Here is an 18,566-nt window from a genome sequence, read left to right as displayed (position 1 = left end):
CTCACCGACGACCCAGCCGGGCCCTGACCCGAGCCAGGGGTTCCCGGACCTCGGGCACCCGGGCGAGCACGATCCCGACGAGGGAGGCGACACCGACGACCACGGTACCGACGAGGAGGGTCCCGAGCGAGCCTGTGACCGAGGTCCCGAAGGCGTCCTCGGTCACCTCGACGGCGATCCACCCGAGCAGGGCCGCGACCAGTGACACCGCCGCCACGCGCAGCACCTGACCCGCCGCCTCGCCGGTGCGCAGCGCGCCCAGCCGGCGCCGCAGCGCCAGGTTGCCGAGGACCCACCCGGCGACGTAGGTGAGGCTGGTGACCAGCATCAGGCCCGCGACGACGCCGTCGGGCGGGACCACCGCCGGGACGGCGAACAGCAGCGGGACCCGGACGCCGACCATGCCGACCTGGATGAGGGTGGGCGTGCGCGCGTCCTTCATCGCGTAGAACACCCGCAGCTGCAGCAGGGTGACCGCCATCGGGAGCAGGCCGAAGGCGCCGATGGCCAGCGCGACACCGATCGCCCGGGCCTCCTCCACGCTGGTGTTGCCCCGGGCGAAGGCCACCACCGCCAGCGCCGGGCCGACGACGGTCAGCGCCGCGGTGACCGGCAGCAGACCGAGCGCCGAGAGCCGGGTGCCGAGGGAGAGGTCCTGGGCCACGCCCGGCACGTCGGCGCGGGCGGCGGCGCGGCTCATCCGCGGCAGCAGGGCGGTGAGCAGCGCGACGCCGATGATCCCGTAGGGCATGTGGAACAGCAGGCTGGCGATGGCGAACGCGCTGGACCCCAGGCCGCCGTCCCGGTTGGCCTGGTTGGCGATGCGGGTGGCCACCACGACGCCGATCTGGCTGACCGCCACGTAGCCGATCACCCACAGCCCCAGCGAGCCGGCCTCGCGCAGGCCGGTCTGCCGCAGGCTCCAGCGGGGGCGCAGCGGCACGCCGACCCGGGGCAGCAGGGGCAGCAGGACCAGCGCCTGCAGGGCGATGCCGAGGGCGGTGCCGATGCCCAGCAGCCAGACCTGGGTGGGCGTGATCGTCGCCGGGGAGAGCTCCCCCGGACCGCTGGCGGCGATGAACAGCCCACCGGTGGCGATGACCACGACGTTGTTGAGCACCGGCGCCCAGGCCGGCGGGCCGAAGACCCCGCGGGCGTTGAGCACCGCCTGCGCCAGCGCGCCGACCCCGTAGAAGAGGATCTCGACCAGGAGGATGCGGGCCAGCCAGTTGGCCAGCCGCACCTGGTCCGGGTCCCCGGAGATGCCGTAGAGCGAGGTCAGCAGCGGGGCAGCGGCGATCGCCAGCCCGGTGACCACCACCAGGCCGCTGAGGGCGACGGTGGCCAGCCGCTGGGCGTAGCGGACGCCGCCGTCGGCGTCGCGTTCCTGCGCGTGCACGAGCAGCGGGACGACGACCGACGTCAGCACGCCGCCCAGCAGCAGCTCGTAGACGATGTTCGGGAGGGTGTTGGCCGTGTTGTAGGCGTCGTTGACCAGGCCGACGCCCAGGGCCGCGGCCAGGACCATGGTGCGCAGCAGCCCGGTGACCCGCGAGACGAGGGTGGCCACGGCCATGGTGCCGGCCGCCCGCAGGATCCCCCCGCTCGCGCCGGGGGTGCCCTCCCGGGCCTCGGCCTCCTCGTCGCTCTCGTAGACCCGCCGGGGCACCGCCGGCAGCACGGGGATGAGCTGGGTGTCGTCGGGGCCCGGGACGAAGCGGGCCGGCCGGCGCGGCGGCGGGGGCGGCGGCAGCGGGCGGGCCCGCGCGACCGGCGGCGGCACCGGCGGCAGCGGCCGCGGCGCGGGTGCGGCCAGCCCCGCGGCGGTGCCCGGCCCGGGGGTCGCCGGCGCCTGGGGGTAGGGCGGCGGGGGCAGCGGGGTCCCGCGACCCGAGCGCACCGACCCACCGGCGGACGCCGGCCCGGCGGCGGGCCCCGGGGAGCGCCGGGGCCCTGCGGCGCGCGGGGGTTCCGCGGCGCGCTGGGGCCCGGTGGGCGGCGGGACGGGGGGCAGCGGCCGGGCGCGCTGCCGGACGGCGTCGGCGTGCCCGGGGGGGCCGCCGTCCTCCGGCGGGTCCTCGGGCGGGCGCTCGTCGGGCGGCCGGTCCTCGAGCCGCCGGTCACCGGCCGGCCGGCTCACACCGGGCTCCGGGTGGGCGGCAGCGGGACGGCGTCGTCCGCGGTCTCCGGCGTCCCCCGCCGCCGGCTCAGCAGGAAGCGCACCAGGCGGCGCAGGAAGAGCAGCCCGAGCAGCGCCGCGGCGCCGATGGTGATGGCCAGCGAGATCGAGCCGTAGGCGGTGCTCTTCACCTGCAGCTCGACCGGGTCGCCCAGCGGCACGCCGCCCGGGGTGGTGAGGGTCGCCACGACGCCGAACCGCCCGGACTGGCGGACCTGGGCGGGAACCTGCAGCGTGGTGCGCTGCTCGGGCGCGAGGACCTGCGGGCCGATGTCCTCCACGGTCAGCGCGGCGTTGCCGCGGGCGCGCACCTCCAGGAGCACGCGGACGGCGAAGGGCAGGTCGTTCTGCACGGTGAGCACCAGCGGGGCCTCGCTGGAGGCCAGGCTGTAGCTGCCCTCGGCCGGCGCCAGCAGGGTGACCTGCTCGCGCAGGGCCTCCAGCGTGGCACGGGTGTCCGCGGCCGCGACGCGGAAGCCGTCGGGCTCGTCCCGCCAGGCCGCCGAGGCGGCGCGGGCGATCGCCTCGTCGTAGACGGCGAGCGCGGTGGCGGGGTCCTCGGCCGCGGCGCCGGCGAGGTCCTCCCGGACCGCCACGGCCGCGGCGAGGTCGGCCAGGCCGTCCAGGGGCAGGCCGCCCGGCTGCACCTGCGGCACCAGCTCGCCGGCCGCGGCCCGCGGCCCGTCGGTGAGCTGGCCGAGCGTGAGGGCCCGCAGCCACGGCTGCACCCCCGGGTCGGCGATCAGCGCGGCCGCGGTGGCCGGGTCGACGTCGAGCGCGCGCGGCGGCGCGACGAGGACGGTCTGCCCGGCGGTGCCGCCCGGCGCGGGAGCGAGGGTCAGCAGCGCCAGCTCGGCGAGGAAGCGCTGCCCGCCCTCGGCGAGCCCCCCGCCGTCCCGGGTCGGCAGCGGGCCCAGGCGCGGGTCGGACACCAGCACCGGGACCTCGCCGTCGGCGCCCGGGACCGCGGCGCGGGCGGCGGCCCCCTCGCCGGTGAGGCCGAGCGCGGCCGTCCCGTCGTCGAGCGCGCCGGCCGCGACGACCACGCCGGAGGTGCCCCCGGCGCGCAGCGTGGTCAGCGTGTCGGCGGCCAGCGTGCCCCCGACCGCCCAGGCGAGGTCGGTCCGCGGCTCGACGTCGAGGGCCTCGCGCAGCACGTCGGAGCCGACGCCGGCGACCGGCGGCCGCTCGCCGTCCGGCGCGCCGCTCGGGTCCGCCGTTCCGCCGGCCGTGCCCGCGTCGGTGCCGGCGGTGCCGGCGGTGCCGGGCAGGCTGCGGGTGACCACCTGGGACAGGCCGGCGGCGGTGAGCGAGTCGGCGTCGACGTCGCCGTAGGGCAGGGCGAGGACGTCGTGCTCGGCGGCGACGGCGCGCAACCGGTCCAGGTACTCCCCGGCCTCCTCCGTCCCCTGGCCGGCGTCCTCCCGGCCGGCCACGTCGTAGGGGCCCGCGGCCATGAGCTCGAGCTCCTCGACCAGCGCGGGGTCCACGGCCAGGGTCACCCGCGCGACCGGGGCCGGCTCGGCGCCCACGGCGGCGGCCTCCGGGATGCGCTCCACGGCGGCCAGCGCGCGGTCCAGCCGGCCCCCGGGGGACACCGCGTCGGCCAGGCCGTCGTCGACGAACCGCCCGGCGGCGTCGCGGTGGGTCCGCTCGGTCAGCGGCCACAACCACGCCACGCCGGTGGGGGCGGCCGGCTGGGCAGGTGGCTGCACCAGCCAGGTGGTCAGCTCGCCCACCCGCCGCCGCTCGCCGTCCTCGTCCACGCCGTTGAGGTTGACGACCAGGGGGTAGACGCCGTCGGCGGCGATCCCGAGCTCCTCGGCGGTGGTGGTCAGGCTGAAGCTCGTCGAGTCCCCGGGCGCCAGCTCGCCGGGCAGGTCGGTGAAGGCGGTGGCCGCGGCCGTGGCCGGGTCGGGGTCGGTATCCGTGGCGACGAGCGCGGCCCGGCTGGTCAGCTGCTCGCCGCGCTGCAGCCGGACGTCGAGGTCGGTGACCGTCTCGTCCCCGCCGTTGGTGATCGTCCCGGCCACGGTGACGGGCACCCCGGGGGTGACGGTGCGCGGCTCCAGGCGGGTCAGGTCGACCGCCACCGGCCGGTCGGGGTCGCTGGCGTCGTCGGGTGCCACCGAGCCCGGCGCGGCGGCCGCGGGCGGGCCGAGCAGGGTCACCGGGAGCGCGAGCACCGCCGCGGTCAGCGCGGCCAGCGGGCGGCGGGCAGGTCGCGGGGCGTCCGCCGTCCGCCGGGCGCCGGCGGTGCCGGGGGAGCGCTCCTGCGAGGACCTGGTGCCCCCGGTCACGCGCTGTCGGCGAGGAGGGCGGGGGCCCGCTCGACCAGTGCCCGCTCGTCGGCGTAGGCCAGCCGGGCGCTGAGCTCCTCGAGGGGGACCCAGGCGACCTCGGTGACCTCGATGTCGGCGTCGGACAGGGCTCCTCCGATGGCGCGCAGCAGGAAGTGGTGCACCGTCTTGTGCACGCGGCGGCCGTCCGCCACGAACCAGAAGTCGATGATGCCCAGCGGGGCGACCACCTCGCCGATGATCCCCGTCTCCTCCGCGACCTCGCGGACGGCGGTGTCCTCGGGGGTCTCCCCCTCCTCGATGTGGCCCTTGGGAAGGGACCACAGGAGCCGGCCCCGGCGGTCGGTCCGGCCGATGAGGGCCGCCCGCGGCCCGGTCACACCGTCGTCGGCCACCACCAGGCCCCCGGCGGAGGTCTCGTCGACCCGGCGCAACCGGCGGCCGGGGCGCCCTCGCCCGCCCGTCCCAGCCATGCGAGGAGGGTAGCGCGACCGGCGCCACTACCCTGGATCGTCGTGTCCGGACAGCCGCAGAGTCCTCCCCCGGCCCGCGCCGGGTCGCCCGCCGACGAGGCGCCGGCTGCCACTGCCGTGCCGTCGTCGGCCACCGCGCCCTCCGCGGCCGCGGCGCCCTCCCCGGCAGCCGTGCCCCCCGCCGAGGCCGTGCCCCCCGCCGTGCAGGAGACGGTGCGGCAGCTCGTCGACCTCTCCCCCGTGCTCACCCGGCTGGGGAAGCGCTTCGCCGAGGCCGGCTTCGAGGCGCACCTGGTCGGCGGGTCGGTGCGCGACGCCCTGCTCGCGGCCGGGTCGGCGGGGCAGGCGGTCCCCGGCGACCTCGACGTCACCACCGACGCCCGGCCGACCGAGGTCCTGCGCCTGCTGCGCGGCCTGGCCAGTTCCACGTGGAACACCGGTATCGCCTTCGGCACCGTGGGTGCCGAGGTGGACGGCGTCCGGCTGGAGATCACCACCTTCCGTGCCGACCGGTACGACCGGGAGTCGCGCAACCCCGAGGTGGCCTGGGGTGACTCGCTCGTCGACGACCTCGCCCGCCGGGACTTCACGGTCAACGCCATGGCGGTGTCCCTGGGGCCCGACCGGACGGTGACCGACCCCTACGGCGGCCTGGGTGACCTGCTGGCACGGCGGCTGCGGACCCCCGGGGCCGCGACCGCGTCCTTCGCCGACGACCCGCTGCGGATGCTGCGCGCCGTCCGGTTCGTCGCCCAGCTCGGGCTGACGCCGTCCGACGCGGTGGTCGAGGCGATGACGTCGATGTCGGGCGAGCTGGCGCGGATCACCCCTGAGCGGGTGCAGACCGAGCTGACCAAGACGCTGCTGCAGGACTCCCCCCGCGCGGCGCTGGAGCTGTTCGTCGCGACCGGCCTGGCCGACGTCGTCCTGCCGGAGCTGTCCGCGCTGCGGATGGAGATCGACGAGCACCACCAGCACAAGGACGTCTACGCGCACTCCCTGACCGTGCTCGACCAGGCGATCGCCCTGGAGCGGGCCGACCCGGAGCACGGGTCCCCCGACCTGGTGCTGCGGCTGGCCGCGCTGCTGCACGACGTCGGCAAGCCGGCCACCCGCCGGCACGAGCCGCGCGGCCGGGTCTCGTTCCACCACCACGAGGTGGTCGGCGCCAAGCTGGTGCGCAAGCGGCTGGCCGCACTGCGCTACCCCAAGGACGTCGTCGAGGCCGTCGCCCGGCTGACGTTCCTGCACCTGCGCTTCCACGGCTACGGCCGGGGCGAGTGGACCGACTCGGCGGTGCGCCGCTACGTCACCGACGCCGGCGACCTGCTGCCGCGGCTGCACAAGCTGGTGCGCTCGGACTGCACGACCCGCAACCGGCGGCGCGCGGCGGCCCTGGCGGCGACCTACGACTCGCTGGAGCGGCGGATCGCGGAGCTGGCGGAGCAGGAGGACCTCGCCCGCGTGCGCCCGGACCTCGACGGCAACCGGATCATGGAGGTCCTGGGCATCCCGCCGGGGCGCGAGGTCGGCGAGGCCTGGCGGTTCCTCAAGGACCTGCGGCTGGAGCGCGGGCCGCTGGACCCCGACGAGGCCGAGGCCGAGCTGCGCGCCTGGTGGTCCCGCCGCCACTGAACGGATGCGGAGTGCTGCGTGCGAGGTTTTCCCGCATGCGGCACTCCGCTGTGGACGGCGGGCGCGGGTGAGCGAGTGGTCCGCCACCCTCTCGCGGGTGCGACTGCCTCCCATCGACCACCTCGGCCAGCCGGTCGCCCCTCGGCGGCTCCTGCTCGAGGCAGGCCTCAGTCACCACCGGTTGCGGACGGCGGTGGAGTCCGGGCGCTGGCAGGAACCGCTCCCCGGCGTGCTGGTCAGCCACTCGGGACCCCTGACCCTGCGGCAGCGCTGGCAGGCCGCGCTCTGCTACGCGGGGGCCGACGCCGTCCTCTCCCACCGCAGCGCACTGCTGGCCTGGGGCGCCCGGGTGGACGAGGCCAGGCGGGCGTCCCGGGTGGCCGGCGTGAGAGGTCGCTACGCGGCCCCGAGCGGAGGCGGGCTCGTGGAGATCACCGTCCCCCACGGCCGGCACCTGCTCTCACGGGCCTTCGTCGTCGTGCACCAGAGCCGGCGGCCGGTACCTCCCGGCTGGGTCGTCGACCGGCTTGCCGTGGCACCACCGGCACGCGCGGCGGTGGACGTCGCCGTGACGGCCGGGCGCCGTGCCGACGTCGACCACGTCGTCGCGGACGTCCTGCAGCGGGAGCTGTGCACGGTCGGCGACCTGGAGATCGAGGTGGCAGCTCTGGGCAGGCGGTCCACCCCGTGGCTGCGGCAGGCGGTCGCCGATGCCGGACGCGGGATGCGGTCGGTGGGCGAGGCGGACCTCCGGCGGGCTGTGCTCGCTGCCGGCCTCCCGGAGCCGGAGTGGGGCGCAGTCGTCGAGACCCCGCGGGGGACCTTCTTCGTGGACGCGCTGTGGCGGCGTCGCAGGGTCGCGGCGGAGGCCGACGGGGCCGCCTTCCACCTCTCTGCCGCCGACTGGGGCGGTGACCTGCTCCGGCAGAACGCGCTCCACTCGGTGGGTCTGGTCCTCTTCCGCTTCCCGGTGCGCCGGCTGCGCGCGGAGCCGCTGGCCTGCGGTCTGGAGCTCGCCCCGCACGTCGAGGAGGGGTGAGCGGAGTGCCTCGTGCGAGGTTCTCTCGCACGGGGCACTCCGCTACCGGGGCGCGGCACCGTGCTCAGCGGCGGAGGGCCGCCGCGGCCGCGGTGAGGAGGTACAGCGCGCCGACCGCGAGCAGCACCGGGGGCGAGGCCCCCGCGGGCGGGAGCACGGCCGCTCCCAGGCCCAGCGCGGCCACGTAGGCGACGTTGACCAGGGTGTCGTAGACGGAGAACACCCGGCCGCGGACGTCGTCGTCCACCACCTCCTGCAGCGTGGTGTCGACGCAGACCTTCACCCCCTGGCCGAGGAAGCCCAGCACCAGCGCCGCGAGCACCACCCCGGTCGGCCGCGCCGGCAACCCGAGGACGACGACCAGCACGCCCCCGCCCGCGAGCAGGCCCGCGACCCAGCGCGACCGGCCCCAGCGCCGGACGGCCGCCGGTGTCACCGCCGCCGCGGCCACGGTCCCCACGGCCCCGGCGGCGACGGTCACCCCGAGACCGGGAAGCCCCCCGGGCACCGGGCCCTCGCCGCCCGGGGTGGCGCGGAACAGCAGGAGCGTCATCAGGGTCACCAGCCCGAAGCAGAGCCGGTGCACGGTGATGACGCCGAGCGCGGCCCGCGCCGGGGGCCGGGACCACGCGTGCCGCGCGCCGGCGACCATCCCGTGCACCACGTCGCGCATCTCGCCGGCCGCCGACCGGGCACCGGCGTCGGGGCCGAGGTAGGGGCGCGGGAAGCCGGCCGCGGCGGCCGCGGAGGCCAGGTAGGGGACCGTCGCCGCCAGCGCCACCAGCGCGTAGCCGGCGTCCCCGGCGCCGAGGAGGGGCAGGGCGGCCACCGCGGCCGCACCGCCGGCGACGGTCGCCACGCCCCCGGCCGTGGTCGACAGCGCGTTGGCCGACACCAGCGACGGCTGCTCCACCGTGTGCGGCAGCGCGGCCGACAGCGCCGCGAGCACGAAGCGGTTGGCCGAGAAGACCGCCAGCCCGGCGAGCAGGAACGCCGGCCCGGCCACCCCGGCGGCGACGAGGGCGGCCAGGACGGCGACCAGGGCCGCGCGCACCGGCCCCGCCCACAGCAGCACCTGCCGCCGGCTCCAGCGGTCCAGCCACACGCCGGCGAACGGGCCGACCACCGAGTACGGCAGCAGCAGCACCGCGAAGCCGGCCGCGACGTCGACGGGGTCGGCGGCCCGCTGCGGGTTGAACAGCACCGTCCCGGCGAGCGCCGCCTGCAGGACGCCGTCCCCCGCCTGGGCCAGCAGCCGGGTGGCCAGCAGCCGCCGGAAGTCCGCCCGCGGCAGCAGGTGCCGCGCGGACGCCCCGGCCTGCCGCACGCCGCTCACCCTACGGCCGCCGGGGACGCGGCCGTGACGTTCGGGACGGAGGCGTCCGGAGCCTCCCCCGGGCCGCCGGGTGGGGCACACTGGACGGCGATGACTCCCCCGTCCGCGCCCGACCCCGACAGCGGCCCGCCGGCCCGTCCCGCGACCGGCAGGCGGCGGCCCGACGCCGCCCCCGCCGTCTCGATCGGCTCGGTCGCGGACGTGCGACCGGGGTCGCTGCTGGTGGCGATGCCCTCGCTGACCGACCCGACCTTCGCCGGCGCCGTGGTGTACGTGCTCGACCACAACGACAGCGGCACGCTCGGCGTGGTCCTCGGCCGGCCCAGCGGCGTGGAGATCCGCGACGTGCTGCCCGGCTGGTGCGACCTGGCGGTGCCGCCCGGGGTCTTCCACGTCGGCGGCCCGTGCGAGACCGACACCGCCCTGTGCCTCGCCGTCTCCCCCGCCGCCGCCGCGCTCGGCGACCGGGGGCTGCGACGGGTGGCCGGCGACGTCTACCTCGTCGACCTCGACACCGACCCCGAGGAGCTCGACGGCGAGGTCAGCGGGCTGCGGGTCTTCGCCGGCTACGCCGGCTGGTCGCCCGGCCAGCTGGCCGGCGAGGTCGCCGAGGGGGCGTGGGCCTGCGTCCCCGGGACGCCGGAGGACGTCGTCAGCGACCTCTCCGGCCCGCAGCTGTGGCGGCGGGTGCTCGCCCGCCAGACCGGCCTGCTGGCGGTGCTGTCGACCGCGCCGGCCGACCCGACCCTCAACTGACCCGGCCCACCCGATCCGGCCCACCCGATCCGGTGCGCTGAGACCGGTGCACTCGATCCGGCGCGTCGCGCGGCCAGGGGAGGCGCGCGGGGCCGATCTCTGGTAGGAAAGCGGTCGGAGGGGGCGGTCTGGGGAAGAGGCCGCCCCCTCCACCCATGTCCGGCTCCGGCCGGCGGGCCCCTCAGAGGCCGACGGTCGCCGCCACCTCCGGGTGTGCCGGGCCGTCCACCGTCTCCTCGTCCCGAGGCAGCGCGATCGTGCGCGGCCCGTGCTCGGAGAGGGTCACCGTGGCGTCGGTGCCGCCCACCGGCGCCACGAACTGCACGAGCAGGTCGCTGCTGCGGTCGACCGCCACGGTCCACCCCGACTCGGCGCCGTAGACGCTGGTCAGCTCCCCGTCGATCGAGCGGTCGCCCTGCCAGCGGTAGCCGCCGTCGAGGAAGGCCGCGGGGTCGTCGGCCTCCTCGGCGGACAGTCCCAGCACCACCCGCACCAGGACGTCGGTCAGCGGCGGGGCATCCCCCTCGGCGAGCGGTCGGCGCACGTAGGAGGCGGCGGGCAGGCCGGCGGCGGTCAGGGCGTCGGCCAGCCCGGGAACGTCGCCCAGCCAGACGTCGTCCGCCGTGAAGAAGACGGTGCGGGTCAGCTCGGGGCCGCCGTCGCCGGGGTCGGCGACGGCCTGCGCCCGCCCGGCCCGGCCGGCGAGGTCCACCTCGCCGGTGAGGGTCAGCACGCCGTCCGAGCCGTAGGGCGCGCTGGCGACGAACGCCGCCCCGCCCTGCTCGGCGTTGCGGCTGAGCAGGCCGCCGAGGACGCCGGCCTCGTCGGCGGTGACCTGGTCACCCACCGGGCGCTGCACGTCGCCCCCGCAGCCGGCGAGCAGCCCCGGGCCCGCCAGGCCGAGGGCCAGCACGCCGGCGGCGAGGGGACGGCGGCGCGGGGCGGGCATGGCGGCCAGCGTAGGCAGCCGCCCGGCCGGGCGCGGTGGCCCGACACGCGACCGGGCCCGCCCCCCGCAGGGGACGGGCCCGGTGAACCGCCTGCGCCGCCGGAGCGGCCCCGTCCCGAGGCTCACCCCGAGCCTGCGAGGGGTGAGGAGGACGAGTCCTTTCAGCGCTCGACGTCCCCGCGGATGAAGGCCTCGACCGCGTCGCGGGCCTCCGAGTCCGAGTACTGCACCGGCGGGCTCTTCATGAAGTAGGACGACGCGGACAGGATCGGACCGCCGATCCCGCGGTCCTTGGCGATCTTCGCCGCGCGGACGGCGTCGATGATGATCCCCGCGGAGTTCGGGGAGTCCCACACCTCGAGCTTGTACTCCAGGTTCAGCGGGACGTCGCCGAACGCGCGGCCCTCGAGCCGGACGTAGGCCCACTTGCGGTCCGACAGCCACGGCACGTGGTCCGACGGGCCGATGTGCACGTTGCCCTGGCCCATGTCGCGGTCGACCTGGCTGGTGACGGCCTGGGTCTTGGAGATCTTCTTCGACTCCAGGCGCTCGCGCTCGAGCATGTTCTTGAAGTCCATGTTGCCGCCGACGTTGAGCTGCATCGTGCGGTCGAGCTGCACGCCGCGGTCCTCGAAGAGCTTGGCCAGCACCCGGTGGGTGATGGTCGCGCCCACCTGGGACTTGATGTCGTCGCCGACGATCGGGACGCCCGCGGCGGTGAACCTGTCGGCCCACTCCGGGGTGCCGGCGATGAAGACCGGCAGCGCGTTGACGAAGGCCACCCCGGCGTCCAGGGCGGCCTGGGCGTAGAACTCGGCGGCCTGCTGCGAGCCGACCGGCAGGTAGCAGACCAGGACGTCGGCGCCCGACTCGCGCAGCGCGGCGACCACGTCGACCGGCTGCTCGTCGGACTCCTCGATGGTCTCGCGGTAGTACCTGCCGAGCCCGTCGAGGGTGGTGCCCCGCTGGACGGGCACGCCCAGGGGCGGCACGTCGCAGATCTTGATCGTGTTGTTCTCGCTGGCGACGATCGCCTCGGAGAGGTCGCGGCCGACCTTCTTGGCGTCGACGTCGAAGGCGGCGACGAACTCGACGTCCGAGACGTGGTACTCGCCGAAGCGCACGTGCATGAGGCCCGGGACCGACGTCGTCTCGTCGGCGTCCCGGTAGTAGTGCACCCCCTGCACGAGCGAGGCGGCGCAGTTGCCGACGCCGACGATGGCGACCTTGACGGTTCCCATGCAGATCTCCTTGGTACGGACCGGTTCGCGGTCGGTGGGCGGTCGGACCGCGAACGGTCCGGGTGGTGGTGGACGGGGGCGGTGCTACCCCCGGGTGTCAGTCAGGACGGGGTCTGCCGGCCCCCTCGTCGGGGCCGGTCCCGGTCGGTCCGGCGCCGTCGTCTCGACGCCGGTCGTGGTCGGGTTGCTCGGTACGGGTGTGCTCGGTGCGGGCGGGGTCCGTGTCGACCAGCTCGCGGTCGATGAGCTCGGCCAGCCAGCGGACCTCGCGGTCCACCGAGTCCAGGCCGTGCCGCTGGAGCTCGAGGGTGTAGCGGTCGAGCCGCTCGCGGGTGCGGGCCAGCGAGGCCCGCAGCCCCTCCCGCTGCCGCTCGACGGTGCGGCGGCGGCCTTCGAGGATGCGCAGCCGCACGTCGGCGGCGGTGTGCCGGAAGAAGGCCAGGCGGACGCCGAACAGGCCGCCGTCGTCGTAGGCCTCCGGGCCGGACTGGCCGGCCAGCTCGTGGAAGCGCTCCTTGCCCTCCGCGGTGATCCGGTACACCACCTTGCCGCGCCGGCCGGTCAGCGGCGGGGCGTCGGCCGGCAGCAGGGCACCCGGTGCCGGCTCGTCGGTGGTGACGTACCCGGCGGCGTGCAGGCGCTTGAGCGCGGGGTAGAGCGACCCGTAGGAGATGCTCCGCAGCCCCCCGAGGACCTGGGCCAGCTGCTTGCGCAGCTCGTACCCGTGCATCGGGGACTGCTGCAGCAGTCCGAGGATGGCGAACTCCAGCACGTCGCCCCCCTCCGGTCCCCTGCGCCTCGATGTATCGGGACGATACATCGGCATCGGTCGGGCACTCCAACGGGAGGTGACCGGCAGGTGTCCCGCGGCGACCGCCGGGACGGCGCCCACGGTCGGCGAGGGGTCCCGGGGCAGGGGCCCGGTGCGTAGATTGGGTGCGTGCCCGGACGTCGATCCGTCGTGGACTACTCGCTGCAGCGGCGAGCGGTCCTGGCCGGCGTGTACGCCGGCCGCACCGGGGTCTCGGAGGTCTGCGACGCCAGCCCGTACCTGTCCCGCGCCGCCAAGTACCACGGGGAGCAGACCGACGTCGCCTGCCCGGTGTGCCGCCGGGAGCGGCTGACCCGGGTCAACTACGTCTACGGTGACGCCCTGGGCCCGGCGGCCGGTCAGGCCAAGACCCAGGCCGAGCTCGCGCGGATGGACGCCGCCCAGGAGGAGTTCACCGTCTACGCCGTCGAGGTGTGCCGCGGGTGCGGGTGGAACCACCTCGACTGCTCGTACGTCCTGGGTGCGGAGCCGGATCCGGCCCGCCAGCGCCGGCGAAGCCGCCGGCGGGTCGCGACGGAGTAGTCGCCGGGTCGCGACGGGGTGGTCGCCGCCCGGGAGCACGTGTTCTGAGTCACGGCGGGGAACAGGCCCTGCCGTGTTCACTGGTTGGGGCTGGTGGGGCGTCGCCCTGCGGCCGCTGCGCGGGTCTCCCGCGGTGCCACACCTGAAGACGCCACCCTGGGATGACCGACGTCCGTCGGCGTGTCCCCGTGTATCGAACCAGAGAGGGGCCCCTCGTGCCTCCCCACGACGAGACCTCACCGGTCGGCCCGCGCGGCGGCTCGGTCCGCCGGCCGCCGCCCGGGCGCACGGCCGGGAACGGCGGCGGCGGTGCCCGCGGCGGCGGCAGCGCCCGCCGCCCGCCGGCCGGGCGCGGTGCACGGACGACGGCGTCCCGGACCGGCGGGTCCCGCCCCGCCGGCTCCCGTCCCGCGGGCAAGCGCCCTGCGGGCAAGGCCAAGCCGAGGCGGCGCCGGGTGCTCAAGGCCGCGCTGGCCGCGCTCGTCGGCCTGTTCGTGCTGCTCGGGGTCTTCGTCGGCGTGGTGTACGCCACCACCGAGGTCCCCGACCCCGGCTCGGTGCAGAACGCGCAGACCACCGTCGTCTACTACGCCGACGGCACGACCGAGATGGCCCGGCTGGGTGCGGAGAACCGCACCAACGTCAGCCTGGACGAGGTCTCGGAGCCGGCGCGGCAGGCGATCCTGGCCGCGGAGAACCGGAACTTCTACAACGACCCCGGCATCTCGTTCACCGGCATCGTCCGGGCCGCGTGGAACAACCTCACCGGCGGCTCGACGCAGGGCGGCTCGACGATCACCCAGCAGTACGTCAAGAACGCCTTCCTGACCACCGACCAGACGTTCAGCCGCAAGTTCCAGGAGCTCTTCCTGGCCATCAAGCTGGACAACCAGTACTCGAAGGACGCGATCCTCGAGAACTACCTGAACACCATCTACTTCGGCCGCGGCGCCTACGGCATCGAGGCCGCCGCCAACACCTTCTTCGGCGTCCCGGCCAGCCAGCTGACCGCAGAGCAGGGTGCGGTGCTGGCCGTCCTGGTGCGCAGCCCCTCGACCTACGACCCGGAGGCCAACCCGGAGGGTGCGCAGGACCGCTGGGGGCTGGTCCTCGACGCGATGGTCGAGGAGGGCTGGCTGGAGCCCGCCGCCCGCGAGGCCGCCGGCTACCCGGCCGTGCTGCCCAAGACCGGCTCCTCGCTGGGCATCCCCTCCGGCCCGGAGGGCCTGGTCGTGCAGCGGGCGATCGGCGAGCTCGAGGCCAAGGGGTACACCGAGCAGCAGATCCGGGCCGGCGGCCTGCGGATCACCACCACGGTGGACAAGGCCGCGCAGGACGCCGCCATCGCCGCGGTCACCGACGTGACCGCCGGGGAGCCGGAGAACCTGCGGGAGGCCCTCGTCGCCATCGACCCGAGGACCGGCGCCGTCCGCGCGTACTACGGCGGGCCGAGCGGCACCGGCAACGACTACGCGCAGGCGCAGCGCCAGCCGGGGTCGTCGATGAAGCCCTACGTCCTGGCCACCGCGCTGGAGCAGGGCATCAGCGTCACCTCGCGCCGGGACGGCTCCTCGCCGCAGGAGTTCCCCGACCGCGAGGCGCCGGTGCGCAACTCCGGCGGCGTCTCCTGCGGGGCCTGCACCCTCGTCGAGGCCATGACCCGGTCGCTCAACACCACCTTCTACGGCCTGGCCTACGAGGTGGGCCCGCAGAACGTGCGGGAGACGGCACTGGCGGCCACCGACCTGCCCGAGACCTGGGCCGGCGGGCCGCTGGAGGGCAACACCACGCTGGCCAACGCCGACGGGGACACCGGCTCGGCCATCGGCATCGGCGAGTACGAGATGCGCCCGATCGACCAGGCCCACGGCTTCGCCACCTTCGCCGCCGGCGGGGTGGAGCGGGACCCGTTCTTCGTCTCCCGCGTGACCGACACCGAGGGCGCGGTGCTGCTCCAGTACGGCGGCGACCCCGGTGAGCAGGTCATGAGCGCCGACGTCGCCAACGACGTCACCTACGCCCTGAAGGACGTCGCCGGGTACTCGAAGCGGTCCCTCAGCGGCGGGCGCGAGGTCGCCAGCAAGACCGGGACCCAGGGCCTCAACAGCGAGGACAACTCCGACGCCTGGATGGTCGGCTACACCCCGTCGCTGTCGACGGCGGTGTGGATGGGCACCGACGGCCGGGAGCCGATCGTGAACTCCGGCGGGGCCATCGTGTACGGCTCCGGGCTGCCCGGCGCCATCTGGCAGCGGTTCATGGACACCGCGCTCCAGGGGACGCCGGAGGAGAACCTGCCCGACCGCCCGGCCATCCGCGGCGACAAGGGCGACCGCGGGGTGCCGGCTCCGGCGCCGGTGACCACGCGGGCGCCCGCGCCGACCACGACGCAGGCCCCCGCGCCGACGACGACCGAGGCCCCGGAGCCGCCGGCGCCGACCACCACGACGCCGCCGGCGCCGACCACCGCTCCCCCGTCGACGCAGCCGCCGCAGCCGCCGGTCCCGCCGGAGTCGCCGGATCCCGAGGAGCAGCAGGGCAGCCCGGGTCAGGAGCCCCCCGCCAACGGGGCGCCCCCCGTCGACCCGCAGCAGCAGGGCGGCTGACCGCTCCTCGGGCAGACTGGCGCGGGTGAGCCCGCACCGCCCGAGCGACCCCCTCCCGGACCCCCCGGCCGCACCGTCGGCCGGGGGGTCCGTGCCGTCCGGGGGACGGCCGCCGGGGGACGACGGCACGGAGCCGGACCGCGTCGTCCCGACCTGGACCGACCCGGTGGTCGCCCAGGCCAGCGAGGCGGTCGGTGGGCCGTGGGGCCGGCACGCGGTGACCGGCCGGGCACCGTTCTGGACCCCGCTGCGGGTCTGCCTGCTGTTCACCACCGCGGTCCTCGCCCTGGCCTGGGCCAAGCAGTCGCCCTGCGCGGACGGGAACTGGGCGGGGTCGGTGCAGTACACGCACCTGTGCTACTCCGACACCGTCCCGCTGTTCGGCCTGCACGGCCTGGACCGCGGCGAGCTGCCCTACCTCGACTCGGCCGTCGAGTACCCCGTGCTCACCGGGGCGTTCATGGTCGTGGCCGCCGCGCTCGGCCGGGTCTACGGGTCGCTGACCGACGCGACCGCGCTGCTGCCCGACGTCCCCCCGGTGCAGGCGTACTACGTGGCGACCTGCCTGCTGCTGTCGGTGTGCGCGCTGGTCACCACCCGGGCCGTGCTGGGCACCGCCGGCCGCCGGCCGTGGGACGCCGCGATGGTCGGGCTCTCGCCGGTGCTGTTCGTCCACGCGTTCACCAACTGGGACCTGTGGGCGGTCGCGCTGGCGTCGCTCGGGCTGTGGGCGTGGGCCCGCGAGCGGCCGGTCCTCGCCGGCGTCCTCCTGGGCCTGGGGGTGGCCGCCAAGCTCTACCCGGTGCTGCTGCTCGGGGCGCTGTTCCTGCTGTGCCTGCGGGCCGGGCGGCTGACCGCCTGGGCGCGGACCGCAGCCGCGGCGGCGCTGGCCTGGCTCGCGGTCGACGTCCCCGTGGCCGTGCTCGCCCCGGAGAACTGGTCGCGCTTCTTCCGGCTCAACAGCACCCGGCCCGCCGACCCCGACTCGCTGTGGAACATCGCGATCACCGCCAGCGGCGGCCGGCTGTTCGACGGGCCGCTGGCCGAGGGGCAGGCGCCGACGGTGCTCAACGCCGTCGTGGCGGTCAGCACGCTGGCGATGGTGACCGCGGTCGGCTGGCTGGTGCTGTCCGCACCGGTCCGGCCGCGGGTGGCCCAGGTGGCCTTCCTGCTCGTCGCCGGTTTCCTGCTGCTCAACAAGGTGTGGAGCCCGCAGTACTCGCTGTGGCTGCTGCCGCTGGCCGTGCTGGCCCGGCCGCGCTGGCGGTCGCTGCTGCTGTGGCAGGCCACCGAGGCGCTGCTGTGGGTGCCGCGGATGCTCTGGTACCTGGGCACGGACAACCGCGGGGTGGACGTCGAGTGGTTCTTCCTCGCGGTCACCCTGCGGGACGCCGCCGTCGTCGCGCTCGTGGTGCTGGTCGTGCGGGACGTGCTGCACCCCGACCGGGACGTCGTCCGCACCAGCTGGCCCGCCGTCGACGACCCCGCCGGGGGTGTCCTCGACCACGCCCCGGACCGGGTGGCCCGGCGCCGGCGGTCGGCCGCCCACGCGGGGTAGGAAGTCACGCGGGACAGCAAGCGATGCCCCCGTCCCGGGCTGCTGGACGCCGGCACTGCTCCCTCTCCCGCGGGTGGGCCGTCCCGCGGGTCAGTCGTCCCGCGGGTCAGGCGGACAGGGCCGCGCGGAGGAGGGCCACCTCCTCGGCGTGGGCGGCGCTGTCCCCCGGGGTCTCCAGCACCACCGGGCAGCCGGCGGCCCGCGCCACCTCGACGAGCAGCTCGGTCGGGATCTCCCCGCCGGCCAGCGGGGCGTGCCGGTCACGGCTGGAGCCGGCCGGGTCGCGGCTGTTGTTGAGGTGCACCAGGTCGATCCGCCCGGTGATCGCGCGGACGTCGTCCACCGCCGTGGCGAGGTCCCAGCCGGCCGCCCAGGCGTGGCAGGTGTCGAGCACGAACCCGGCACCGAACTCCCCCACGGCGTCCCACAACCGGGCGATCGCGTCGAGGTCGCGGGCCATGGCGTTGCCGCCGCCGGCGGTGTTCTCGATCCACAGCGGGACGGCGAAGCCCCCGCTCTCGGCCTGCCGGGCGAAGGTCTTGCGCCAGTTGTCCACCCCGGCCGCCGGGTCGTCCTTGGCGAGGACGTGCCCGCCGTGCACCACCATGCCCGGCGCACCGACCGCCGCGGCGGCCTGCGCGTGCTTGTCCAGCAGCTTGCGGCTGGGGATGCGGATCCGGTTGTTCGTCGTCGCCACGTTGAGCACGTACGGCGCGTGGACGACGACCACGAGGTCGCCGTCGCGCAGGGCGTCGGCGTCCGGCCGCGGCTTCGGCGCCGTCCAGCCCTGCGGGTCGGCCAGGAAGACCTGCACGCCGTCGGCGTCCATCTCGGCGGCCCGGGCCAGCGGGCCGCCGTCGTCGAGCTCGCCGTCGTCGGTCAGGCCGGGGCCCACGTGCACGGCGATCGGTGCGGCAGCCACGTCCCCGACCCTAGAAGGACCCCCTCGCCCCCCGCCGCTCGCGTGCTCGCGGCGGGGCCCTGCGAGGGGGCCGCGGTCCTGCTCACCCCTGGCCCCCCGCCGCTCGCGTGCTCGCGGCGGGGCCCTGCGAGGGGGCCGCGGTCCTGCTCACCCCTGGCCCCCCGCCGCTCGCGTGCTCGCGGCGGGGCCCTGCGAGGGGGCCGCGGTCCTGCTCACCC

The 18,566-nt window shown here is 76.5% G+C and carries 14 protein-coding genes; 6 read left to right on the top strand and 8 right to left on the bottom strand.

What is annotated here, in order from left to right:
• Position 1: 1 nt before the first annotated feature.
• Genes murJ through ACI8AC_RS05175 form a run of 3 tightly spaced genes read right to left on the bottom strand, consistent with a single transcriptional unit; the run spans position 2 to position 4,952 of the window.
• The gene (gene murJ, locus ACI8AC_RS05185) at positions 2 to 2,140 is read right to left on the bottom strand and encodes a murein biosynthesis integral membrane protein MurJ (protein WP_456895854.1); all 2,139 of its coding nucleotides are present in this window, start codon (positions 2,138 to 2,140) and stop codon (positions 2 to 4) included.
• A complete protein-coding gene (locus ACI8AC_RS05180) occupies positions 2,137 to 4,479 on the bottom strand; it encodes a DUF6049 family protein (protein WP_456895852.1) in 2,343 nt (780 codons plus the stop codon). Before ACI8AC_RS05180 ends, murJ begins: the two co-directional genes overlap by 4 nt.
• On the bottom strand, positions 4,476 to 4,952 hold the full coding sequence (locus tag ACI8AC_RS05175) for an NUDIX hydrolase (RefSeq protein WP_117377870.1): 477 nt from the start codon (positions 4,950 to 4,952) through the stop codon (positions 4,476 to 4,478). The genes ACI8AC_RS05180 and ACI8AC_RS05175 overlap by 4 nt, the downstream gene beginning before the upstream one ends.
• A 42-nt stretch (positions 4,953 to 4,994) precedes the next feature.
• On the opposite strand from ACI8AC_RS05175, the gene ACI8AC_RS05170 reads away from it, so the two are divergent.
• Positions 4,995 to 6,587 (top strand): CCA tRNA nucleotidyltransferase, encoded by a 1,593-nt coding sequence (locus ACI8AC_RS05170; RefSeq protein ID WP_456895850.1) that lies wholly within the window; start codon positions 4,995 to 4,997, stop codon positions 6,585 to 6,587.
• 97 nt (positions 6,588 to 6,684) lie between these two features.
• On the top strand, positions 6,685 to 7,626 hold the full coding sequence (locus ACI8AC_RS05165; protein WP_456895848.1) for a hypothetical protein: 942 nt from the start codon (positions 6,685 to 6,687) through the stop codon (positions 7,624 to 7,626).
• A gap of 64 nt (positions 7,627 to 7,690) precedes the next feature.
• Here the strand turns inward: ACI8AC_RS05165 and ACI8AC_RS05160 are convergent, their stop codons facing one another.
• On the bottom strand, positions 7,691 to 8,953 hold the full coding sequence (locus ACI8AC_RS05160) for an MFS transporter (protein ID WP_456895846.1): 1,263 nt from the start codon (positions 8,951 to 8,953) through the stop codon (positions 7,691 to 7,693).
• Between the two features lie 99 nt (positions 8,954 to 9,052).
• Between ACI8AC_RS05160 and ACI8AC_RS05155 the strand changes: the two genes are divergently transcribed.
• Positions 9,053 to 9,718 (top strand): YqgE/AlgH family protein, encoded by a 666-nt coding sequence (locus ACI8AC_RS05155; RefSeq protein ID WP_456895844.1) that lies wholly within the window; start codon positions 9,053 to 9,055, stop codon positions 9,716 to 9,718.
• Positions 9,719 to 9,899: 181 nt separating this feature from the next.
• Here ACI8AC_RS05155 and ACI8AC_RS05150 read toward each other — a convergent pair whose 3' ends face one another.
• The 3 genes from ACI8AC_RS05150 to ACI8AC_RS05140 form a co-directional block, all read right to left on the bottom strand.
• The gene (locus tag ACI8AC_RS05150) at positions 9,900 to 10,667 is read right to left on the bottom strand and encodes a hypothetical protein (RefSeq protein ID WP_456895842.1); all 768 of its coding nucleotides are present in this window, start codon (positions 10,665 to 10,667) and stop codon (positions 9,900 to 9,902) included.
• A gap of 161 nt (positions 10,668 to 10,828) precedes the next feature.
• Positions 10,829 to 11,908, bottom strand: a complete 1,080-nt coding sequence (locus ACI8AC_RS05145) for an inositol-3-phosphate synthase (protein ID WP_456895840.1) — start codon at positions 11,906 to 11,908, stop codon at positions 10,829 to 10,831.
• Between the two features lie 97 nt (positions 11,909 to 12,005).
• Positions 12,006 to 12,680: a PadR family transcriptional regulator gene (locus ACI8AC_RS05140; RefSeq protein WP_456895839.1), complete on the bottom strand. Its 675-nt coding sequence runs from the start codon at positions 12,678 to 12,680 to the stop codon at positions 12,006 to 12,008.
• A gap of 168 nt (positions 12,681 to 12,848) precedes the next feature.
• Between ACI8AC_RS05140 and ACI8AC_RS05135 the strand changes: the two genes are divergently transcribed.
• From ACI8AC_RS05135 to ACI8AC_RS05125, 3 genes are all read left to right on the top strand, one after another.
• Positions 12,849 to 13,262: a DUF5318 family protein gene (locus ACI8AC_RS05135; RefSeq protein ID WP_456895837.1), complete on the top strand. Its 414-nt coding sequence runs from the start codon at positions 12,849 to 12,851 to the stop codon at positions 13,260 to 13,262.
• A gap of 215 nt (positions 13,263 to 13,477) precedes the next feature.
• Positions 13,478 to 15,868: a transglycosylase domain-containing protein gene (locus tag ACI8AC_RS05130; protein WP_456895835.1), complete on the top strand. Its 2,391-nt coding sequence runs from the start codon at positions 13,478 to 13,480 to the stop codon at positions 15,866 to 15,868.
• 25 nt (positions 15,869 to 15,893) lie between these two features.
• On the top strand, positions 15,894 to 17,426 hold the full coding sequence (locus ACI8AC_RS05125; RefSeq protein WP_456895833.1) for a glycosyltransferase family 87 protein: 1,533 nt from the start codon (positions 15,894 to 15,896) through the stop codon (positions 17,424 to 17,426).
• 106 nt (positions 17,427 to 17,532) lie between these two features.
• Here ACI8AC_RS05125 and ACI8AC_RS05120 read toward each other — a convergent pair whose 3' ends face one another.
• Positions 17,533 to 18,348 (bottom strand): deoxyribonuclease IV, encoded by an 816-nt coding sequence (locus ACI8AC_RS05120; RefSeq protein ID WP_456895831.1) that lies wholly within the window; start codon positions 18,346 to 18,348, stop codon positions 17,533 to 17,535.
• Positions 18,349 to 18,566 lie beyond the last annotated feature (218 nt).

Source organism: Geodermatophilus sp. SYSU D00758 (assembly GCF_054049955.1).
The sequence above is the reverse complement of the archived record's forward strand: the minus strand, read 5'-3'. Positions and strand labels throughout refer to the sequence as shown.